The organism is Dyella sp. CR10, assembly GCF_055814425.1.
Map to the genome: position 1 here is coordinate 4777746 of NZ_CP185986.1, position 21161 is coordinate 4798906.

Below are 21161 nucleotides of genomic sequence, written 5' to 3' on the forward strand. Positions count from 1 at the left end.
CGGATTTGGCCGATCGGCCGACTTGCCAGGCGGCGAGCCGCTGTCCACCATGTGCTCCGTCAGGGGGCTCATGCGTGGAACGGAGAAACGCCTGTGCCGGACATCGTAATTCGCCATATTGACAGCCTGATGGCCGAGCGCATCAAGTCGCTGGCCAAAGAGCGGCAGTGGTCGATCAATGACGTGGTGCTGCATGCGCTGCGCCATGGCCTTGGCATGGCCCAGGGCAACGTGTTCGCTGAAACGCTGCTCGATCCGGGCGAGCTGACCGTGCTCAGCGGGCAGTGGGATGCGCGGGAGAAGGCCGCCTTTCAGGAGGCCATCCAGGCCTTGTCGATGACGCGGCCGACCCAGCTGTCGCCGGCGAATCTGTCGTTGGCGGAGGAGCCCCTAGGCTGAAGCGGGATAGAGCGCACCCAGCACGCGCGGGCCGCGCGCACCGGTCACCGCGGGTAGATTGCCAGGGCGCTTGAGCAGGCGCTGGCGGGCCAGCCATGCGAAGGCCGTGGCTTCCAGGTAATCCGGATCGATGCCTTCTTCGGCGGTGCTGCGCATCGCGCAAGGCGACAGCAGTGCGGCCAGCCGTCCCATCAGCACGGCGTTATGCACGCCGCCGCCACAAGCCAGTACGTCCACCGCACCAGGCGCATGGGCCGTGATCGCTTCGACCACGCTGCGGGCAGAGAACTCCAGCAACGTGGCCTGGACGTCGGCAGGGCCAAGCGTGGCCACCCGCGAGTGGCGATCGAGCCAGGCCAGGTGGAAATGTTCTCGTCCGGTGCTCTTCGGTGGCGGCAGGGCGAAATACGGATCGGCGAGCAACTCAGCCAAGAGAGGTTCGTCGACCTTGCCGCTGCGGGCGAATGCCCCGTCGCGGTCAAAAGCTTCGCCTTGATGGCGCAGACACCATGCGTCCATCAGGCCATTGGCGGGACCGGTATCGAAGCCGAACACATGGCCGTCCGCGCGCAGCACCGTGATGTTCGCGATGCCGCCGAGATTGAGCACCACGCGGGTTTCGCCCTGCCGGCCAAGCAGCATGGCATGCACGGCCGGCAGCAGGGGGGCGCCTTGACCTCCTGCGGCCACGTCCGCGCGCCGGAAGTCCGCCGCCACATCGATGCCGCAGCGCTCGGCGATGACTGAAGGGTCGCCCACTTGCAGCGTAAAAGGGTGGTCGCCATGTGGCCGATGGCGCAGTGTCTGTCCGTGCGAGCCGATCGCATGCACGGCCCGGGGCGACGTGCCGCTATGGCGCAGCAGCTGGAGTGCCGCCTCGGCGAAACGCTGGCCGATGGCTACATCCAGGCGACCGTAGGCGTCGAGATCGAGGCGGGTTTCGTCCTGCGCGACAGCGAGGATCTGGCTCCGCAGATCCGCCGGCCAAGGATAAGTAAGCGCGGCGACGAGTTGCGGTTTGTCCAGTTCGAAGCGGACCAGCGCGGCATCGATACCGTCCGCGCTGGTGCCAGAGATCAGGCCGATATAGAGCGCCGCGGCGTCATTCACGCAGAGATCGCGGCTCAATCGTCGTTGCGCTTGGCGCCGTCCACGCGGGCCAGCTTGATGTTGGCGTCCAGCGCTTTCAGACGCGCCAGCTGCGGCTGCACGACCTGGGCCTTGAACTTGGCCAGCTGCGCGGCGGGAAGTGGTTCCGGCTTCGGCAGGGTGACCTTCTGCGGATCGCGCTGGACGTTGTTGACGCGGAATTCGTAATGCAAATGGGGCCCGGTGGCCAGGCCGGTCATACCTACGAAGCCGATCACCGAACCCTGGCCCACATGCTGGCCCACCTTGATGTTGGCGAACTTCGACATGTGGCCGTAGGCCGTGCTGATGGAGCTGTTGTGCTGAACGATCACGAAGTTGCCGTAGCCGTTCATCCAACCCTTGAACTTCACCACGCCGTCGCCCGCCGCATGGATCGGCGTGCCGGTGGGGGCGGCATAGTCCACGCCCTGGTGCGCGCGCATGCGGCCAAGGATCGGATGCATGCGCGCCGCGCTGAACTGCGAAGAGATCCGCGTGAAGTCCACCGGAATGCGCAGAAACGATTTCTGCAGCGGGCGTCCGTCCTCGCTGAACCAGCCGTAGTTGCCGTCGTCCTTCTTGAAGCGATAGGCCGTGTAGCGCTCACCCTGGTTGACGAACTCCGCGGCGACGATATCGCCTTCGCGCAGATAGGCCCCGTCGCGATAGATGTCGTCATAGATCACGGTGAAGGTGTCGCCTTCGCGCAAGTCCTGCACGAAGTCGATGTCGTATTTGAAGAGGTCGGCAAGCTTGAGCACCATCGCCGTACTCATGCCAGCCTTGGCGCCGGCGGCGAACAGCGAACTGTCGATGCTGCCATGCGAGACATGCTCGCGGCGCTCGACCTCGCGCGCCTGCGCGGTGACCGCGGCCTTGTCGCCCTCGAAGCGGACGGTCACACGGCTGGCTTCGTCCTTGTCGAAGCGCACGCCGCGCAGGCCGCCATCGCTGCCGAGGAGGAAATCGAATTCCTGGCCAGGACGAATGTTGTGCAACGCCTTCGATGCGTCGCCCGCTTCGTCCATCACTTTCTGCAGGTCGGCGAGGCTCAGGCCCTGGCCTTGGAAAATGTCGGAGAGCGTCTGACCGGGCTGCACCTGCACGATGTGCCAATCCTCGACCGTCGGTGCATGCACCGTCGTGGGCAGCGCCTTGGGCAGGGCGAGCGGAAGAAGGGCATGAGCGGTGGAAGTCGGATCGGGCCGCATCGCGCTGGCCCAGGCGGGGATGATGAAGCCGGACAGTGCGGTAATCAGCAACGCGGTGCCTGCCAGCATCCAGCGTTCGCGATGCCAGCGGATCGGCTCGGCATCGGTGTGATTGCAGAAGGACCAATGAGAGAAGCGTTCGTAGAAGTGAGAGTGCCGGCGCTGTGCCTTGCGGCGGATAGCCTGCTTGCGCGCCGCGCGCGCGATCTTTCTTGCCTCTCCCATGCCCTGCGTGCCCCGCGGTACAAATTTATGTAATGCGGCGTACCATAACGGCCCTGTGCAAAGGGCGTCAATGCCTTTTCTATCAAGGGTTTGCGCGATCTTTCCGATTAACGCACAATTAACGGCAAGCGGGCGGCCGCCACTTCCCTGGCCGCCTCAATAACCACGATTTGAGGCATACATGAGCGAGCTCGAGCAGGCGCTGGCGACCATTGCGCGCGGCGCCGACGAAATCATCAAGCAGGAAGAACTCATCGAGCGGCTGAAGACAGGGCGCCCGCTGCGCATCAAGGCGGGCTTTGATCCCACTGCGCCGGATCTCCATCTGGGGCATACCGTACTGCTGAACAAGATGCGGCAGTTCCAGGATCTGGGCCACCAGGTGATTTTCCTGATCGGCGACTTCACTGGAATGATCGGCGACCCGACCGGCAAGAACGTCACCCGCAAGCCGCTCACCCGCGAAGACGTATTGGCTAACGCGGAGACCTATGCGGAGCAGGTCTATAAGGTGCTGGACCGCGACAAGACGGAGCTTCGCTTCAATTCCGAGTGGTTCGGCCAGATGAGCGCGGCCGACATGATCCGGTTGGCCGCACAGCACACGGTCGCGCGCATGCTGGAGCGCGACGATTTCGCCAAGCGCTATGCGTCGCAGCAGCCGATCGCGATCCATGAATTCCTTTATCCGCTCGTGCAGGGCTACGACTCGGTCGCGCTCAAGTGCGACGTGGAACTGGGCGGTACTGACCAGAAATTCAATCTATTGATGGGGCGGGCGTTGCAGGAGCACCACGGTCAGCCGCCGCAGATCGTCCTGACGATGCCGTTGCTCGAAGGTCTGGACGGTGTCAACAAGATGTCCAAGTCGCTGGGCAACTACATCGGCATCAATGAGCCCGCCATCGACATCGTCACCAAGACCATGAAGGTCGACGATGACCTGATGTGGCGCTGGTTCGAGCTCCTCAGCTTTGAAGTCTCATTGGACGAGCTAGCCCGAATGAAGCAGGCCATTACTGGCGGCGCCCTGAACCCCCGCGACGCCAAGCTGCGCCTGGCGCGCGAGCTGGCGGCACGCTTTCATGGTGCCCAGGCAGCTGAGCAAGCCATTGCGGGCTGGCACGCCGTGGTACGAGGGGAGGGCGACACGAGCTTGCTCCCGTTGATGGAGATCATCGTGCCGGCGGAGGGCTTGCGGCTTGCGGCGCTGCTAACAGCGGCGGGACTCACCGCCAGCAATTCAGAGGCGAATCGCAAGCTCAAGGAGCGCGCGGTACGTATTAATGCCGAGGTAGTTGAGGACGCGCAGCGCTCGTTCGAGGCTGGCTTTGAGGCTGTTCTGCAGGTGGGCAAACGCAACTTCGCTCGAGTTCTCCTCAAGAACGCTTGATATGAGAGGTCAAAACAGTCGCCTTCAGGCGACTGTTTGCCGGCTAAACAAATAGTTAGCAAAAAGATCGAAAAAAGTTCACGAAATCGCTTGCCAGAGCAGGGGCTCCTTCCTATTATTCGCCCCCCGCCGCTGGCCAACGCCTTCCGACGGCAACACAACGAAGCAGAAAATCTTCTTCGAAGGTGTTGACGGATAGGAAAGACGATGTATAGTAAGCGGCTCACCCGGGACGAAACGCCTCGGGGCGATCTGAAGAAAGGATCGCAAGTGATTGATCTTTGACAGTGTGCGCAGGTGACTTGTGTGGGCGCCTTGCGGTGGATGGGAAATCTGTCCATATATGCAAGCGTCTAACCTAAGAGTCAATTCAAAAGCTTGACGTTTTACGGTTAGGACAACGCTTCAGAAAGATAGATCGACTTCGGTTGATCGAAAACTTAAGTGAAGAGTTTGATCCTGGCTCAGATTGAACGCTGGCGGCATGCCTAACACATGCAAGTCGAACGGCAGCACAGTGGAGCTTGCTCCATGGGTGGCGAGTGGCGGACGGGTGAGGAATACATCGGGACCTGCCCAGACGTGGGGGATAACGTAGGGAAACTTACGCTAATACCGCATACGTCCTACGGGAGAAAGCGGGGGATCTTCGGACCTCGCGCGGTTGGATGGACCGATGTTCGATTAGCTAGTTGGTGAGGTAATGGCTCACCAAGGCGACGATCGATAGCTGGTCTGAGAGGATGATCAGCCACACTGGGACTGAGACACGGCCCAGACTCCTACGGGAGGCAGCAGTGGGGAATATTGGACAATGGGCGAAAGCCTGATCCAGCAATGCCGCGTGTGTGAAGAAGGCCTTCGGGTTGTAAAGCACTTTTATCAGGAGCGAAATGCCATTGGCTAATACCCGGTGGAGCTGACGGTACCTGAGGAATAAGCACCGGCTAACTTCGTGCCAGCAGCCGCGGTAATACGAAGGGTGCAAGCGTTAATCGGAATTACTGGGCGTAAAGCGTGCGTAGGCGGTTTCTTAAGTCTGCTGTGAAATCCCCGGGCTCAACCTGGGAATGGCAGTGGATACTGGGAAGCTAGAGTGTGATAGAGGATGGTGGAATTCCCGGTGTAGCGGTGAAATGCGTAGAGATCGGGAGGAACATCAGTGGCGAAGGCGGCCATCTGGATCAACACTGACGCTGAGGCACGAAAGCGTGGGGAGCAAACAGGATTAGATACCCTGGTAGTCCACGCCCTAAACGATGCGAACTGGATGTTGGTCTCAACTCGGAGATCAGTGTCGAAGCTAACGCGTTAAGTTCGCCGCCTGGGGAGTACGGTCGCAAGACTGAAACTCAAAGGAATTGACGGGGGCCCGCACAAGCGGTGGAGTATGTGGTTTAATTCGATGCAACGCGAAGAACCTTACCTGGCCTTGACATGTCTGGAATCCTGCAGAGATGCGGGAGTGCCTTCGGGAATCAGAACACAGGTGCTGCATGGCTGTCGTCAGCTCGTGTCGTGAGATGTTGGGTTAAGTCCCGCAACGAGCGCAACCCTTGTCCTTAGTTGCCAGCACGTAATGGTGGGAACTCTAAGGAGACTGCCGGTGACAAACCGGAGGAAGGTGGGGATGACGTCAAGTCATCATGGCCCTTACGGCCAGGGCTACACACGTACTACAATGGTCGGTACAGAGGGTTGCAATACCGCGAGGTGGAGCCAATCCCAGAAAGCCGATCCCAGTCCGGATCGAAGTCTGCAACTCGACTTCGTGAAGTCGGAATCGCTAGTAATCGCAGATCAGCTATGCTGCGGTGAATACGTTCCCGGGCCTTGTACACACCGCCCGTCACACCATGGGAGTGAGTTGCTCCAGAAGCCGTTAGCCTAACCGCAAGGAGGGCGACGACCACGGAGTGGTTCATGACTGGGGTGAAGTCGTAACAAGGTAGCCGTATCGGAAGGTGCGGCTGGATCACCTCCTTTCGAGAACGACAGATCCTCCTCCGCAAGACGTCCACACAAGACACCTGCACATCCCGCATGCCGACTGGCATGCCTGGCCCATCCCATCTGATGTGGGGGCCTATAGCTTTATGGGTCTGTAGCTCAGGTGGTTAGAGCGCACCCCTGATAAGGGTGAGGCCGGTGGTTCGAGTCCTCCCAGACCCACCACTTTATGGGGCCATAGCTCAGCTGGGAGAGCACCTGCTTTGCAAGCAGGGGGTCGTCGGTTCGATCCCGACTGGCTCCACCAGTGACCAGGCTGTAAGCGGATGTGTAGCGCACACGACAAGATTTGAAACGAGACGGCACTGTGGCCGGTCTTGTGTTCTTTGAAAATGTAAACGAGTGACAAGCGTCTTGGTTCGAAACCGAATCGAGATGTGTCGTTGAGGCAATTAAGCGAACGCGTTGTTTGGCATGCCATTCGAAAGAATGGAGCCCTGAGGCGACTTGGGGTTATATGGTCAAGCGACCAAGCGTATACGGTGGATGCCTTGGCGGTCAGAGGCGATGAAGGACGTGGCAGCCTGCGAAAAGTGTCGGGGAGCTGGCAACAAGCTTTGATCCGGCAATGTCCGAATGGGGAAACCCACTGCGTAAGCAGTATCCAGCACTGAATTCATAGGTGTTGGAAGCGAACCCGGGGAACTGAAATATCTAAGTACCCGGAGGAAAAGAAATCAACCGAGATTCCGTCAGTAGCGACGAGCGAACGCGGACTAGCCCAAAAGCACAGCATGTTTTAGCCGAACGGTTTGGAAAGGCGGCCATAGCAGGTGATAGCCCTGTAGGCGAAAAGGCACGTTGTGTGAAATTGAGTAAGGCGGGGCACGTGAAACCCTGTCTGAACATGGGGGGACCATCCTCCAAGGCTAAATACTCCTGACCGACCGATAGCGAACAAGTACCGTGAGGGAAAGGCGAAAAGAACCCCGGAGAGGGGAGTGAAATAGACCCTGAAACCGTATACGTACAAGCAGTGGAAGCCCGCAAGGGTGACTGCGTACCTTTTGTATAATGGGTCAGCGACTTACTGTCAGTGGCGAGCTTAACCGTCTAGGGGAGGCGAAGGGAAACCGAGTCTGAATAGGGCGCATAGTCTCTGGCAGTAGACCCGAAACCGAGTGATCTATCCTTGGCCAGGTTGAAGGTGCGGTAACACGCACTGGAGGACCGAACCCACATCTGTTGCAATAGATGGGGATGAGCTGAGGATAGGAGTGAAAGGCTAAACAAACTCGGAGATAGCTGGTTTCTCCTCGAAAGCTATTTAGGTAGCGCCTCGTATGTATCTTCCTGGGGGTAGAGCACTGTTATGGCTAGCGGGTCATCGCGACTTAGCAAACCATGGCAAACTCCGAATACCAGGACAGACTGTACGGGAGACACACGGCGGGTGCTAACGTCCGTCGTGAAAAGGGAAACAACCCAGACCCGCAGCTAAGGTCCCAAAGTTAGTGCTAAGTGGAAAACGATGTGGGAAGGCATAGACAGCCAGGAGGTTGGCTTAGAAGCAGCCACCCTTTAAAGAAAGCGTAATAGCTCACTGGTCGAGTCGGCCTGCGCGGAAGATTTAACGGGGCTAAGCACTACACCGAAGCTCGGGGTGCACACGCAAGTGTGCGCGGTAGAGGAGCGTTCCGTAAGCCTGTGAAGGTGGGTTGAGAAGCCTGCTGGAGGTATCGGAAGTGCGAATGCTGACATGAGTAACGATAATGCGGGTGAAAAGCCCGCACGCCGAAAGCCCAAGGTTTCCTCGCGCAACGTTCATCGGCGCAGGGTGAGTCGGCCCCTAAGGCGAGGCAGAAATGCGTAGTCGATGGGAAGCCGGTTAATATTCCGGCACTTGTCTGCAGTGCGATGTGGGGACGGAGAAAGTTAGGTCTACCGGGCGTTGGTTGTCCCGGGGAAAGGCGGTAGGTGGTGATCTTTGGCAAATCCGGGATCACATACACCGAGCACCGAGACGAGCCCTTTTGGGCGAAGTGACTGATACTACGCTTCCAGGAAAAGCCACTAAGCTTCAGCTGCAGAGAAACCGTACCGTAAACCGACACTGGTAGGCAGGGTGAGAATCCCAAGGCGCTTGAGAGAACTCGGGTGAAGGAACTAGGCAAAATGGCACCGTAACTTCGGGAGAAGGTGCGCCCTTTTTGGTGGCTACATGCGTAGCTGAGCTGAGAAGGGTCGCAGTAACCTGGCCGCTGCGACTGTTTATCAAAAACACAGCACTCTGCAAACACGAAAGTGGACGTATAGGGTGTGACGCCTGCCCGGTGCTGGAAGGTTAATTGATGGGGTCAGCCGCAAGGCGAAGCTCTTGATCGAAGCCCCAGTAAACGGCGGCCGTAACTATAACGGTCCTAAGGTAGCGAAATTCCTTGTCGGGTAAGTTCCGACCTGCACGAATGGCGTAACGACAGCGGCGCTGTCTCCACCCGAGACTCAGTGAAATTGAAATCGCTGTGAAGATGCAGCGTTCCCGCGGCAAGACGGAAAGACCCCGTGAACCTTTACTACAGCTTCACACTGAACGTTGAGTTCTTCTGTGTAGGATAGGTGGGAGGCTATGAAACCGAGACGCTAGTTTCGGTGGAGCCATCCTTGAAATACCACCCTGAAGTGCTTGACGTTCTAACCTAGGTCCGTAATCCGGATCAGGGACCGTGTGTGGTGGGTAGTTTGACTGGGGCGGTCTCCTCCCAAAGAGTAACGGAGGAGCACGAAGGTACGCTCAGCGCGGTCGGACATCGCGCACTGTGTGCAAAGGCATAAGCGTGCTTGACTGCGAGATCGACGGATCAAGCAGGTACGAAAGTAGGTCTTAGTGATCCGGTGGTTCTGTATGGAAGGGCCATCGCTCAACGGATAAAAGGTACTCCGGGGATAACAGGCTGATACCGCCCAAGAGTTCATATCGACGGCGGTGTTTGGCACCTCGATGTCGGCTCATCACATCCTGGGGCTGTAGTCGGTCCCAAGGGTATGGCTGTTCGCCATTTAAAGTGGTACGCGAGCTGGGTTCAGAACGTCGTGAGACAGTTCGGTCCCTATCTGTCGTGGGCGTTGGAGATTTGAGGGGGGCTGCTCCTAGTACGAGAGGACCGGAGTGGACGTTCCGCTGGTGTTCGGGTTGTCATGCCCATGGCATTGCCCGGTAGCTACGAACGGAAGTGATAACCGCTGAAAGCATCTAAGCGGGAAGCACGCCCCAAGATGAGATCTCCCGAGTCCCAGAGACTCCTTAAGGCCCCATCTAGACTAGGTGGTTGATAGGCGCGGTGTGGAAGTGCAGCAATGCATTGAGCTTACGCGTACTAATGAGCCGTGCGGCTTGACCATATAACCCCAAGACGCTTCGTGAGACGTCGCTTCAACTCACATCCCGATTCACCAGACGCTTGTCACTCGTTTACCCCTTCTGCCGGACCGGCGCTCATAGCGCTGTCCTGCACCCTTTCCCTGGCGACGATAGCGCTGTGGCCCCACCCGATCCCATCCCGAACTCGGAAGTGAAACGCAGCTGCGCCGATGGTAGTGTGGCTTGCCATGCAAGAGTAGGTCATCGCCAGGGGCTTTATCCTTAAAACCCTCACCTCATCGGTGAGGGTTTTTTCTTGGGCGCTACCACGCTGCTTTGCACGGCACGGCGCAAAAATCCGATCAGCGCTGAGATGAGGCCTAACGCTTATTCAAGCGAACGGAGATTGTTGATCCTGCATAGCCTGTCTTGTCGCCTTGCGCGCGTGTCCTATGATGCTGCTGACCCAGGCGCTCTGACCAAGGGAGTCCCGCGTGTTCGTTCAAGTCGAAACCCGGCGTCGCCAGCGGGTGCAGTGGGTCACCATGCTGCTCGTGTTGCTGTGCGTCCTCAGTTTTATCGGCTTGGCGCTGATGCCGCCACGGCAGCGGCTTTCGATACTTCTGGAATGGGGCACGGTTCCGGCAAATATCTTCGACGCCCACGAACCTATTCTGGCTCAGCTTCACGATCCTTCGTTGCTGCGATTGGTGACGGCCCTGTTCATCCATGTGGCGTGGTTGCATGTACTGGGCAACATGCTGTTCCTCGTGATCTTCGGATTGCCTTCGGAGCGCACGCTAGGTTCAGCTCGCTTCTTCCTACTGTTTTTGCTGGGAGGCATCGTGGCCAACCTCGTTGGCGCGTTGTCACTGGCTGGTGTGCATTCGCCCATCATCGGATGCAGCGGCGCCGTATCAGCCGTACTCGGGGCATATATCGCGTTATTTCCCCGCGAGCGTCTTGGCTTGGTCCTGCCGCTCGGACTGTATCTGGAGTTCGTACGTGTACCGGCGTTCCTGCTAATTGGTATCTGGGTATTGCTCCAGTTACTTTTCAGCTACGCCGGCCCTCGTTATGGAGCCGTCGTCTGGTGGACTCATATTGCGGGATTCCTCTTCGGCGTGGTTTTCGCTTTGCTATCGCGCGAAGCCGTCGTCCGCCGGTTGCGGAGATAACATCGAATCATGCGCGGCAAGAAACTTTTCAAGGTCACCTTTCTGCATCTCGGGAAGAGCTACGAGCTATATGCCAGGCATGTGGCATCGAGCGCTCTATGGGGATTCACCGAGGTTGGCGAACTGGTGTTCGAGCCGGCAGGCGAGGGCCTCGTGGTGGACCCCACGGAGGAAAAGCTGCGTGAGGAGTTCAAGGACACGCGTGTGCTGCATCTACCAATGCAAGCGGTGGTGCGCATCGAAGAAGTCGAACGCAGGGGCGCCTTGGCCATTCGCGATGCCAGCGATGGCCAGAAGGTCACTCCCTTTCCCATGCCTCCCCGTAGCGGCCGCTAATATCAGCGACGGCCTATTGCCATGCCGTGATGACGGGAAAAGTGGCGAAGGAATCGCCTGGCGATCGGCGTGGCGGCCACCTGGCGAAAGGTGTGGTGCGGGTCGAACCCTTCCCTGTGCATATCCGCGCGCTTGCGCCGAATATAGGCGCGCATCACGTCGGCATTGAATTCCGGATGGAACTGCACACTCACGGCGTTCTTTCCGTACCGGAGCAGGTGATGAGGGTCGCGAGCAGAACCGGCCAGTACCGTGGTGCCCTTGGGAATCTCCAGAACGCTCTGCTCATGCGTCGTATGCGCGCGAAATAACGAGGGGAGCGCCACCGCCAGCGGATCCTGCGCCGCCTGCTCGGCCACATGGATCGGCACCGTGCCGATCTCGCGCCCGCCAGGCAGATAATCCACCCGTCCACCCAGTGCATGCGCCATCAACTGATGGCCGTAGCAGACGCCGAACAGCGGCAATTCGGCATCCATCGCATCGCGGATCCAGCCGGCCGTGCGTTCGCTCCAAGCCGCGCGTTCCGTCACCATGGCGGCCGAGCCGGTAATCCAGGCACCCGCGACTTCCGCAGGCGGCGGCAATGCCTCGCCGGCCGCTACATCGATGATTCTTATGCGTTCGGGCGCGAGCGCTGCACCCAGGCGAAACCAGTGCGGAAAATCGCCGTATCGGGCGCGGATGGGATCGGGCGCGCGACCGGTACGGATAATGAGAACGGACTTCATAGGCGGTTTAGTGGGATTGGCCTTCAGGCAATTCAATTGGCGGTAGCACGGTCAGCACTTCCTGGACGGTGGTCAGGCCGCGCGCGACCTGGGTTGCTGCCGAAATGCGCAAGGGACGCAGGCCTTCGGCCAGCGCCGAGTCGCCGAAGCGGCCGAGGTCGAGCTGAGCGGAAATCAGTCCGCGCAGTCGCGGCGACAGCGTCATCATCTCGTAGATGCCGGTGCGGCCCATGAAACCGGTATTGCGACATTCCAGACAACCCACCGGCTTGAACACGGTTTCCGGAAGCGGAACTGACCAGCCGTGAGTCAGCGCGGTCCACTCGTGCGAATCCTGCTGTGTGGGCTGCTTGCAATGCGGACAAAGCGTCCTGACCAGACGCTGTGCCACTACACCCGTGAGCGTCGATTGGATGAGGTAATGCGGCACGCCAAGATCCAGCAGGCGAGTCACCGCACTGGGTGCATCGTTCGTATGCAGCGTGGAAAGCACCAGATGGCCGGTCAGCGATGCCTGCACCGCCATCTGCGCCGTTTCGAGATCGCGGATTTCGCCGATCATGATGATGTCCGGATCCTGGCGCAGCAGCGTGCGCACGCCCGCCGCGAAATCCAGATCGATCGATGCCTGCACCTGCATCTGATTGAGCTCGGGCGAGACCATTTCGATCGGGTCCTCGACCGTACAAACATTCAACTCGGGCGTGGCCAGATGCTTGAGCGTCGAATACAGCGTCGTGGTCTTGCCCGAACCCGTGGGACCGGTCACCAGCACGATGCCGTGCGGCCGCTCCACCATGCCGCGCCAGCTGGCGTCCTCTTCCGGTGAGAAACCGAGCTGTGAAAAGTCCTTCGCCACAATGTCCGGATCGAAGATACGCATCACCACTTTCTCGCCGAACGCGGTCGGCATGGTCGAAATGCGCAGCTCCACTTCGCGGCCGCCGGACGAACGCGTCTTGATGCGGCCATCCTGCGGCCGACGTTTCTCCGCCACGTCCATGCGCGAAAGGATCTTGATGCGCGCGGTGACGGCCGTCATCACCGGCGGCGGCAGCTCGAACACCTTGTGCATCACGCCGTCGATGCGAAAACGCATCTGCCCCGCCTCGCGGCGTGGCTCCAGATGGATATCCGAGGCGCGCTGTTCGAAGGCATACTGCAGCAGCCAGTCCACGATGTGGACGACGTGCCGATCGTCCGCGCCCACTTCGCCGCTCTTGCCCAGTTCGACCAGCTGTTCGAAGTTGAGAATGGCCGACGAGTCATAACCTGTGGTCTTCGCATCCTGCGCCAGCTGGATCGAGCGCTGCACGCCGTAGAACTCGAGCAGGTAGCGGTTGATGTCCAACGGATTGGATACCACGCGCTTCACGTCGCGACGGATCATGTGCGCCAGGTCGGCGGCCCATCCCGCATCGAAAGGTTCGCAGCTGGCGAAGGTCACCTCGCCAGGCGAGGCAGCCACCGGCAGGATGCGATGGCGGGTGGCATAAGCGTGGCTGACTACCTGTGTGACGACGCCGACGTTGATCTTCATCGGGTCGATCTTCATGTACGGCAGGCCGGCATGCGTCGCGAGCCATTCGGTCAATGCTTCCAGGCTCAGCGGGCGGCCTGGATCGCGTTGATTCGGAAGCTTGGCATTGGCGATCAGCACCAGCGGATGCAGCTCGACCGTCGAGCGGCCGCCACGCACGCCCATGCGCACCTGCTTGGCGTCATCCGCCAGCAGGAACCCGTCCACCACCAGGGCGGCCAGCACGTCATCGAGCGTGAGCTTGCCCCTTCTGCCGAGCAAGGAAGCGATTTGGGGTGAGGCGGCCATGCAGCGGATTCCCCTCGGTTTTTGGCGCGCGATCGGGCCAGCGAGCAGGCCCGCCGCTATACTAACCCGCTTTATTCCAGGTCACGGAAAGCCATGTCCGCACGCACCTTCCAGGATGTGATCCAGACCCTCAACCGCTACTGGGCGGCGCAGGGTTGCGTGTTGCTGCAGCCGCTCGATACCGAGGTCGGCGCCGGCACATTCCATCCCGCCACCTTCCTGCGCTCACTGGGTCCGGAGCCCTGGGCCGCCGCCTATGTCCAGCCCTCGCGCCGCCCCACCGACGGCCGCTATGGCGAGAATCCCAACCGCCTCCAGCACTACTACCAGTACCAAGTGGTGATGAAGCCCAATCCCGAGAACATCCTGGAGTTGTACATCGGCTCGCTGAAAGAGCTTGGGCTCGATCCGCTGGTACACGATCTGCGCTTCGTCGAGGACAACTGGGAGTCCCCCACCCTGGGCGCCTGGGGCCTGGGCTGGGAGGTATGGCTGAATGGCATGGAAGTCACCCAGTTCACTTACTTCCAGCAGGCCGGCGGCCTGGAGTGCCGGCCTGTAACGGGCGAGATCACCTACGGTCTCGAGCGTCTGGCGATGTACTTGCAGAACGTGGACAACGTCTACGACCTGGTCTGGACCGACGGCCCCCATGGCACGGTGACCTATGGCGACGTTTTTCATCAGAACGAAGTCGAGCAGAGTACGTACAACTTCGAGCATGCCAACGTCCCCGAACTGCTGCGCTGGTTCGATGTGTGCGAGGGCGAGGCCAACAAGCTGGTCGCTGCCGGTCTGCCGTTGCCGGCTTATGAGCAGGTCATGAAGGCCAGTCATACCTTCAACCTTCTCGACGCGCGTCGCGCGATCAGTGTGACCGAACGTCAGCGCTACATCCTGCGGGTGCGTACGTTGGCCCGCAGCGTGGCCGAGACCTACGTCGCGCAGCGCGAAAAGCTCGGTTTTCCGGGCCTCAAGAACCACAAGCTGTCCAAGGAGCAGGCCGCATGAGCGCCGCCAAGTCACTGCTGATCGAATTGGGCACCGAGGAACTCCCACCCAAGGCGCTGGACGAACTGGCCGCTGCCTTCCAGCGCGGCATCTGCGACGGACTGGCCAAGCGCGGCGTGGAAGCCGGGCTCGACCTCGCCGCCACTTACGCGTCGCCGCGACGCCTGGCGGTGCACATTCCGCAGGTGGCGGTGAACCAGCCGGAGCAGACCATCGAGCGCCGCGGCCCGGCGGTGAACGCCGCGCTGGATGCCGACGGCAACCCGAGCAAGGCCCTGCAGGGTTTCGCGCAGTCCTGCGGCGTTTCCGTGGAGCAGCTTGAGAGGTTGGAGACGGACAAGGGCACCTGGTTCGTTTTCCGCGCGGTGAAGCCGGGCCAGCCGGTCGCCGTTTTGCTGCCGGAAATCGTCGAGGAGGCGCTCAAAGGTTTGCCCATTCCGAAGCCGATGCGCTGGGGCGATCACGATTACAGCTTCGTGCGTCCCGCGCACTGGCTGGTCATGTTGCACGGCGCCGACATCATCGATGGCGAAGTGCTCGGGCTGGCCAGCGGCCGCAAGTCGCGCGGTCATCGCTTCATGCATCCGCACCCGGTCCACGTCGCCGATGCCGACAGCTGGCTCGATGCGATGCGTGCCGCCAAGGTGCTGGCCGATCCGGCCGAGCGCCGCCAGCGCATTCATGAGGAGGTGGCCAAGGCCGCCAGGCAGACCGGCGGACAGCCGCAGCTGGACGAAGCGCTGCTAAATGAAATCGCCAACCTCACCGAGTGGCCGGTGGCGATTGCTTGTGCGTTCGAGCGCGAGTTCCTCGCGGTCCCGCCGGAGGCGTTGGTCACCACGATGGAGACCAACCAGAAATTCGTGCCGGTGTTCGACGCCGCCGGCAAGCTGACGGAGCATTTCATCGGCATCGCCAATATCGAGAGCAAGGATCCGGCCGAGATCCGCAAGGGCTACGAGCGTGTGATCCGTCCGCGCTTCGCCGACGCCAAGTTCTTCTGGGACGAAGACCTCAAGACGCCGCTCGCCGGCTACCAGGACCAGCTGAAGAACGTCACCTACCAGCAATCGCTGGGCAGCCTGTGGGACAAGAGCGTGCGCGTGGCGGAACTGGCCCGGATCGTGGCCAACCGGGTCGGCGTGGACGCCGGCCAGGCGACCCGCGCGGCGGCCCTGTGCAAATGCGATCTGCTGACCCGCATGGTGGGCGAATTCCCCGAGCTGCAAGGCGTGATGGGGCGTTACTACGCGCATGGCCACGGCGAAGCGCCGGCGGTCGCCGATGCACTGGACAGCTACTATCAGCCGCGTTTTGCCGGCGACGCCATCGCCGAAGGCAAGGTCGGGCAAGTGCTCGCGGTGGCTGAGCGCCTGGATACGCTGGCCGGCATCTTCGCGGTGGGTCTCAAGCCCAGCGGCAACAAAGATCCCTTTGCATTGCGCCGCGCCGCGCTCGGCATGGCACGCACCCTGGTCGAGGGCCGGCTGGATCTCGACCTCAAGGCGATCTTCACCGAAGCGCTGGAATTGATACCGGAGACCGCCCTCGTCGCCGGTCTCAAGCCCGGCAAGGACGGCAAGCCGCCCGCGCTGGACGCCGGCAAGCGCCGGGTCATGCTCGTCGAAGAGCTATACGACTTCGTGATCGAGCGCCTGCGTGGCTATTACGCCGAACAGGGATTCACTGGCGAGCAGTTCGAGGCCGTGTTGGCGGTCGCTCCGGCATCCCTGGCCGATTTCGATCGCCGTCTGCGCGCGGTAGCCGAATTCGGCCGTCGCCCGGAGGCGCTCAGCCTGGCTGCGGCCAACAAGCGCGTAGCCAATATTCTGCGCAAGCAGGCTGAAGAGGCTGGCGCTCCCGCCGTCGGCGCGGCGGTCGATCCGGCTCACTTCCAGGCGGATGCCGAGCGCGATCTGGCAGCGGCGCTTCAGGCCGCCAAGGCGGAGACCGCTGTGGCTCTGGCCGATGGCGACTACACGGCCGTGCTGGCAAGGCTCGCCCAGCTGCAGTCTCCTGTCGATGCGTTCTTCGACAGCGTACTGGTCAATGCGGAGGAGCCCGCCGTGCGAGCCAATCGCCTGGCGCTGCTGGGCCAGCTGCAGGCGCAGTTCACGGCGATCGCCGATATCGCCCGGCTCTGAGTCGACTAGGCCGGGCATAGAAAAACGGCAGCCTTTCCAGGCTGCCGTTTTTCGTTTGGGAAATCGCTCAGACCGCGTGGCGGTCGCGCTTCAGGCGATCGGCCAGTCGATGGTTGAAAGCGACCATCGCCGTGGCGTCCACGTCGTTGCCGCCCGGCCCGAGGATCTCGTAGAGATCGGCCAGCAGATCGGCATTGTCCGCCAGGGACAAGTGGCTCTCGGCAAGGTCCAGCTCCGATTGCAGGATCCGCAGCGCTGTATTGAGACGGTGAGGGTCCATGGCCACGCCGCTGGCATGCAGCGTATCGGCGGCGGTGCGCAGCTTGCTGCGCTGGCGATTAACGAGCGACGTCTCGGCGCCGGATTCCTCGCCCGAGGTGATGGCCTCGGACTGGATCATCGAGCCCTCGCCGGCAACCAGCCAGACCAGGGAAATTCCCATCGTCTTGGCCAGGGTCACGCAGCGGGCGCGGGAGGGATCGGTATTGCCGTCGCGCCAGCTGCGCACGACGCCTTCGGAGAAACCGCACATTCGCGCGATTTCGGTAACGCTGCCCACACGCTGGATCAGCACTTTGACGCGATCTGCAAAAGTGCCCCCGGACGGCGGCGTCGTAGTTAATTGCGTGGCCATGGGGCTCTCCTAGGCGGTTCGGCAGTTGACTTTTACAAAAAATGCTTTCGAAACCCTTACACCGAGGCGAAATAAGCCACGGCAAATTGTTACGGAGTTGTTGACCTTCATGTGATCTTCATCTAGCTTCGTAATTTCATACGGGATGGATCCGTAAGAAAAATCAATCTCTGAGCGGGGAAACGCACGAGTCTCGATCTGGAGTACTCGGTCGGCGCAGGGATTGCGGTTGCGGCGCTAAGCCGCCGCGTTTGGGGTCGGCTTTTGGCCGGCTCGTCTTCAAAGGGGAGAAAATCGAATGCTTTCTCGCAACACGTCTGCCGTTTATCGGCTGCGTTATGCTGCCTTGGCCGCAGCCGTCAGTCTGAGCCTGGGGGCGGGAACCGTCCTGGCCCAGTCCACTTCCGGCGACATCGCCGGTACCGCCACCTATGCCGCCGGCGAGACGGTGGTGATCAAGAACCTGGACTCGGGTCTGTCGCGCTCGGTGGCCGTGCCGGCCGATGGCAAGTTCCGCGCGTCATCGCTTCCGAGCGGGCGATATGAAGTGCAGCTCATGCAGGACGGCAAGGTCATCGGCACCACCAATATCACCGTGGTCGCGGGCCAGACGGCGCAGGTCAATCTCGCGACCGCCTCCGAGCATCAGGCGACCAGCCTTTCGAGCGTCACGGTGACGGCCAATGCGATTCCGGCGATTGACGTGAGTACCATTGAAAGCCGTACGACGTTTACGGCCTCGCAGTTGAACTCGCTGCCGGTGCCGCGCGATATCGTCAGCGTGGCGACGCTTGCGCCCGGCGTGGTCAAAGGTAACGCGATATTCGGCAATCTGCCTTCGTTCGGCGGCTCTTCCGTTGCCGAGAACAGCTATTACGTCAACGGCTTCAACGTCACCAACCTTTACAACAATCTGTCGTTCGGTCAGGTGCCCTTCCAGGCAATCGATCAGCTCGACGTGCAGACAGGCGGCTACGGCGCGCAGTACGGGTTTTCCACCGGTGGCGTCACAAGCGTCAATATCAAGCGCGGTACCAATGAGTGGAAAGGCGGCGCGAGCTGGGCCATCGTGCCGGCATGGACACGCGAGAACCAGCCGACGGTCAAGCGGAGCAACGGCACGACCTTCCGCAACTACGAGAAGAATTCCAGCGACAGCAACGTGTACTCAGCTTGGTTGGGCGGTCCGCTTATCAAGGACAAGCTGTTTCTTTTTGCAATGGGCGAGTTCACGAGGGCCAGGACGACCACCTACGGTGCAGCCAGCACGACCAGTCGTAGCAACACGTTCAACAATGGCAGCGCTTATGACTCCACGACGGATAGCCCGTACTGGGTAGTCAAGCTTGACTGGAACATCAACGACAGCAATCACCTCGAATACACCGGTTTCAATAACACCGACAACACCAAGTACAACTACTACAGTGCGGCCTATCGGGATGGCGTGCCCACCAAGACGGGTTATGTCGGCGACATGCACACCAAGTTCGGTGGGCTCACCAACATCCTCAAGTACACGGGCTACTTGACCGACACGCTCACGCTCACCGGTCAGTACGGCAAGATGGACAGCAAGAACTCCACCTATACCGTGAGTCCGGACGGCACGGAAACGAAGTACAGCGGCAATATCAATGCGCCTGATGTCGGCTGCCCGTATGTGGTCTACAACGGCACTCCCTGGGGGCCACGCGGCTGCTACATCACCAGTGACTTCGGCCTTTATGGCGGCAATGACCAGCGCAAGGCATGGCGCCTCGATGTGGACTGGAAGCTGGGCAGCCATGACATCGGCTTCGGTTATTCCGATGAGCAGTGGAGTTCCGACGCCGGTACGGCGTACTCGGGCGGCCACTACTATCTGTATCTGGACCCGCCGACCGCCGACGGTCCGGGCACGGTGGACGACATCGTGTTCAGCACGGGAGGCAAGGTCAAGGTCAGCCAGAAGTCGTGGTATGTCGAAGACCACTGGCAGATCAATGATAAGTTCATGCTGTACGCAGGTATTCGCAACGATAACTTCGACAACAAGAACGGTGATGGCGAGACCTTCGTCAAGCAGGACAATATCTGGCAGCCCCGCTTGGGTTTCTCGTGGGACGTGCTGGGCGATTCGTCATTCAAGGTCTTCGGTAGTGCGGGCAGATATTCGCTGCCTTTGGCCGCAAACGTGGCATTGCGTGCAGCGACCGCTTCGTACTTCGTCGAGCACTACAGCTTGTACTCCGGCATCAATCCTGATGGTTCGCCGATCCTTGCCGGTCCCCGTGGCGGCGAAGGCATCTATGTCAGCAACGGCGAGGATGGAAGCACGCCGGATCCGAAGTCGGTCAGCAGCAAGGGGCTGAAGCCATATGTGCAGGATGAGTACATCCTGGGCTTTCAGAAGACCCTCAATAGCGACATCAAGTTCTTCGATAACTGGACCTTGGGTGCCAAAGCCACCTACCGCAAGCTGCGCAATTCCATCGACGACACCTGCGATTCACGGCCGCTCTATGCGCTCGCGCAGCAGCAGGGATTGGATGGTGCGTGGGACAACGAGTGGTCTGTGCCGAGCGGTATGCCGGGTTGCTGGATCTTCAATCCTGGCAGCTCGCTTAAGCTCACGACTTCGCTGGACGGTACATCCAAGAAGTTTGACGTGACGATTCCCGGCAACCAGCTCGGTCCTGCGGCTAAGCGTTCTTATCAAGGTATTGAGCTGAGCGCTGAAAAGACCACGGACAAGTACTACGTTAATGTGTCTTACACATGGTCGCGTAGCTACGGCAACACCGAAGGTCTGGTGAAGTCGAACAACGGCCAGGATGACACCGGCACCACAGCTGATTTCGATTTTCCGGAAATCATGCAGGGTGCCAATGGCTATCTGCCCAACGATCGTCGCCATAGCTTTAAGCTGTTCGGCGGCTACAAGTTCACACCCGAATGGTCGGCCGGTCTGAACATGCTGGTGCAGTCGGGCACGCCGATTAGCTGCTACGGTGGCGGTCGCGGGTCGCTGGATACCCAGTTTGGCTATGGTGCCCAGTTCCACGTCTGCAATGGCAAGATCCGGCCGGAAGGCGGCGAGGGTCGCACTCCATGGATCTGGACCGTCAGCCCGAACGTAATGTATTCGCCGTCGTGGGCGAAGGGGCTGAGCATGCAGCTGTCGGTGATCAACCTGTTCAATAACGACAAGCCAGTCTTCGTTTACGAGCAGTATGAGAACCTCAATAACGGTTCCAAGTACACCAATTACAAGCTGCCGAAGTACTTCAACACGCCGCGCTACGCTCGGTTCCAGGTGCAGTACGACTTCTCGCTCTAAGTACGTCACGTCCTAGACGTCGAAAGGCCGCCGGATGTCCGGCGGCCTTTCCTTTTGTCAGGAGAAGCATTCTTCCGTGTATTCAAGCGGATAGGGGGCGAAAGACAGGGAGGGGGAGCGAGTCGCTTAACCAGTATTTTATGGACGTCCAAACGCTTCGGCCCGGCTTAGGGCGCCTGCGCCTGTCTCCCTCCGTAACCGTATGGAAGTCAAAGCTCCTATTGACTTTTCTGCCTGCTTATTTTTCCGGTATGCTTCGAGCCTCCCCCGCGAAATACTCTGCTGGCGCCTGACGCCGAATGCTGTTTCG

12 protein-coding genes, 2 tRNA genes and 3 rRNA genes are annotated in these 21161 nt (G+C 60.3%); 12 read left to right on the forward strand and 5 right to left on the reverse strand.

The features are described from left to right. Window positions 1-93: 93 nt before the first annotated feature. The gene (locus ACNR9O_RS21485; protein ID WP_473684922.1) at window positions 94-399 is read left to right on the forward strand and encodes a hypothetical protein; all 306 of its coding nucleotides are present in this window, start codon (window positions 94-96) and stop codon (window positions 397-399) included. On the opposite strand, the gene ACNR9O_RS21490 is transcribed toward ACNR9O_RS21485, so the two are convergent. Both ACNR9O_RS21490 and ACNR9O_RS21495 read right to left on the reverse strand, forming a co-directional pair. Then, a complete protein-coding gene (locus ACNR9O_RS21490; protein WP_473684920.1) occupies window positions 391-1509 on the reverse strand; it encodes an anhydro-N-acetylmuramic acid kinase in 1119 nt (372 codons plus the stop codon). The genes ACNR9O_RS21485 and ACNR9O_RS21490 overlap by 9 nt on opposite strands. 14 nt (window positions 1510-1523) lie before the next feature. Then, complete coding sequence (locus ACNR9O_RS21495) at window positions 1524-2966, reverse strand: OapA family protein (RefSeq protein WP_473684918.1); 1443 nt, start codon at window positions 2964-2966, stop codon at window positions 1524-1526. Window positions 2967-3147: 181 nt separating this feature from the next. Here ACNR9O_RS21495 and tyrS point away from each other — a divergent pair, with 181 nt between their 5' ends. The 8 genes from tyrS (at window position 3148) to ACNR9O_RS21535 (ending at window position 11181) form a co-directional block, all read left to right on the forward strand. Next, window positions 3148-4359 carry a tyrosine--tRNA ligase gene (gene tyrS, locus ACNR9O_RS21500; RefSeq protein ID WP_473684916.1) on the forward strand — a complete coding sequence of 404 codons (1212 nt, stop codon included), beginning with the start codon at window positions 3148-3150 and terminating at the stop codon, window positions 4357-4359. Window positions 4360-4800: 441 nt separating this feature from the next. Further along, window positions 4801-6345 (forward strand): 16S ribosomal RNA (locus ACNR9O_RS21505). 112 nt (window positions 6346-6457) lie between these two features. After that, a tRNA-Ile gene (locus ACNR9O_RS21510) sits at window positions 6458-6534 on the forward strand. Window positions 6535-6540: 6 nt separating this feature from the next. Beyond that, window positions 6541-6616, forward strand: a tRNA-Ala gene (locus tag ACNR9O_RS21515). Between the two features lie 212 nt (window positions 6617-6828). Continuing rightward, window positions 6829-9708, forward strand: a 23S ribosomal RNA gene (locus ACNR9O_RS21520). Window positions 9709-9827: 119 nt separating this feature from the next. Further along, window positions 9828-9940, forward strand: a 5S ribosomal RNA gene (rrf, locus tag ACNR9O_RS21525). Together the 16S, 23S and 5S rRNA genes with 2 tRNA genes alongside form the textbook arrangement of a ribosomal RNA operon. Window positions 9941-10161: 221 nt before the next feature. Then, window positions 10162-10845 carry a rhomboid family intramembrane serine protease gene (locus tag ACNR9O_RS21530; protein ID WP_473684914.1) on the forward strand — a complete coding sequence of 228 codons (684 nt, stop codon included), beginning with the start codon at window positions 10162-10164 and terminating at the stop codon, window positions 10843-10845. Between the two features lie 9 nt (window positions 10846-10854). Then, window positions 10855-11181 carry a DUF1820 family protein gene (locus ACNR9O_RS21535; protein ID WP_473684912.1) on the forward strand — a complete coding sequence of 109 codons (327 nt, stop codon included), beginning with the start codon at window positions 10855-10857 and terminating at the stop codon, window positions 11179-11181. A gap of 2 nt (window positions 11182-11183) precedes the next feature. On the opposite strand, the gene ACNR9O_RS21540 is transcribed toward ACNR9O_RS21535, so the two are convergent. Both ACNR9O_RS21540 and tfpB read right to left on the reverse strand, forming a co-directional pair. Beyond that, entirely contained in the window at window positions 11184-11912 is a 729-nt protein-coding gene (locus ACNR9O_RS21540; protein ID WP_473700831.1) for a glutamine amidotransferase, read from the reverse strand. A gap of 7 nt (window positions 11913-11919) precedes the next feature. Next, window positions 11920-13740, reverse strand: a complete 1821-nt coding sequence (gene tfpB / locus ACNR9O_RS21545) for a type IV pilus assembly ATPase TfpB (RefSeq protein ID WP_473684908.1) — start codon at window positions 13738-13740, stop codon at window positions 11920-11922. Window positions 13741-13833: 93 nt separating this feature from the next. On the opposite strand from tfpB, the gene glyQ reads away from it, so the two are divergent. Then, on the forward strand, window positions 13834-14751 hold the full coding sequence (gene glyQ, locus ACNR9O_RS21550) for a glycine--tRNA ligase subunit alpha (protein WP_473684906.1): 918 nt from the start codon (window positions 13834-13836) through the stop codon (window positions 14749-14751). Further along, window positions 14748-16895 carry a glycine--tRNA ligase subunit beta gene (gene glyS, locus ACNR9O_RS21555; protein ID WP_473684904.1) on the forward strand — a complete coding sequence of 716 codons (2148 nt, stop codon included), beginning with the start codon at window positions 14748-14750 and terminating at the stop codon, window positions 16893-16895. The genes glyQ and glyS overlap by 4 nt, the downstream gene beginning before the upstream one ends. Window positions 16896-16962: 67 nt before the next feature. On the opposite strand, the gene ACNR9O_RS21560 is transcribed toward glyS, so the two are convergent. After that, a complete protein-coding gene (locus ACNR9O_RS21560) occupies window positions 16963-17529 on the reverse strand; it encodes a helix-turn-helix domain-containing protein (RefSeq protein WP_473684902.1) in 567 nt (188 codons plus the stop codon). Between the two features lie 298 nt (window positions 17530-17827). On the opposite strand from ACNR9O_RS21560, the gene ACNR9O_RS21565 reads away from it, so the two are divergent. Beyond that, window positions 17828-20851, forward strand: a complete 3024-nt coding sequence (locus ACNR9O_RS21565; protein ID WP_473684900.1) for a TonB-dependent receptor — start codon at window positions 17828-17830, stop codon at window positions 20849-20851. The last annotated feature ends 310 nt before the right edge of the window (window positions 20852-21161 follow it).

What these genes read in the sequence shown, in the direction of transcription:
- ACNR9O_RS21495 (WP_473684918.1), bottom strand. Translation starts at nt 2,966, where the DNA reads ATGGGAGAGGCAAGAAAGATCGCGCGCGCGGCGCGCAAGCAGGCTATC.
- tyrS (WP_473684916.1), top strand. Translation starts at nt 3,148, where the DNA reads ATGAGCGAGCTCGAGCAGGCGCTGGCGACCATTGCGCGCGGCGCCGAC.
- ACNR9O_RS21535 (WP_473684912.1), top strand. Translation starts at nt 10,855, where the DNA reads ATGCGCGGCAAGAAACTTTTCAAGGTCACCTTTCTGCATCTCGGGAAG.
- ACNR9O_RS21540 (WP_473700831.1), bottom strand. Translation starts at nt 11,912, where the DNA reads ATGAAGTCCGTTCTCATTATCCGTACCGGTCGCGCGCCCGATCCCATC.
- tfpB (WP_473684908.1), bottom strand. Translation starts at nt 13,740, where the DNA reads ATGGCCGCCTCACCCCAAATCGCTTCCTTGCTCGGCAGAAGGGGCAAG.
- glyQ (WP_473684906.1), top strand. Translation starts at nt 13,834, where the DNA reads ATGTCCGCACGCACCTTCCAGGATGTGATCCAGACCCTCAACCGCTAC.
- glyS (WP_473684904.1), top strand. Translation starts at nt 14,748, where the DNA reads ATGAGCGCCGCCAAGTCACTGCTGATCGAATTGGGCACCGAGGAACTC.
- ACNR9O_RS21560 (WP_473684902.1), bottom strand. Translation starts at nt 17,529, where the DNA reads ATGGCCACGCAATTAACTACGACGCCGCCGTCCGGGGGCACTTTTGCA.
- ACNR9O_RS21565 (WP_473684900.1), top strand. Translation starts at nt 17,828, where the DNA reads ATGCTTTCTCGCAACACGTCTGCCGTTTATCGGCTGCGTTATGCTGCC.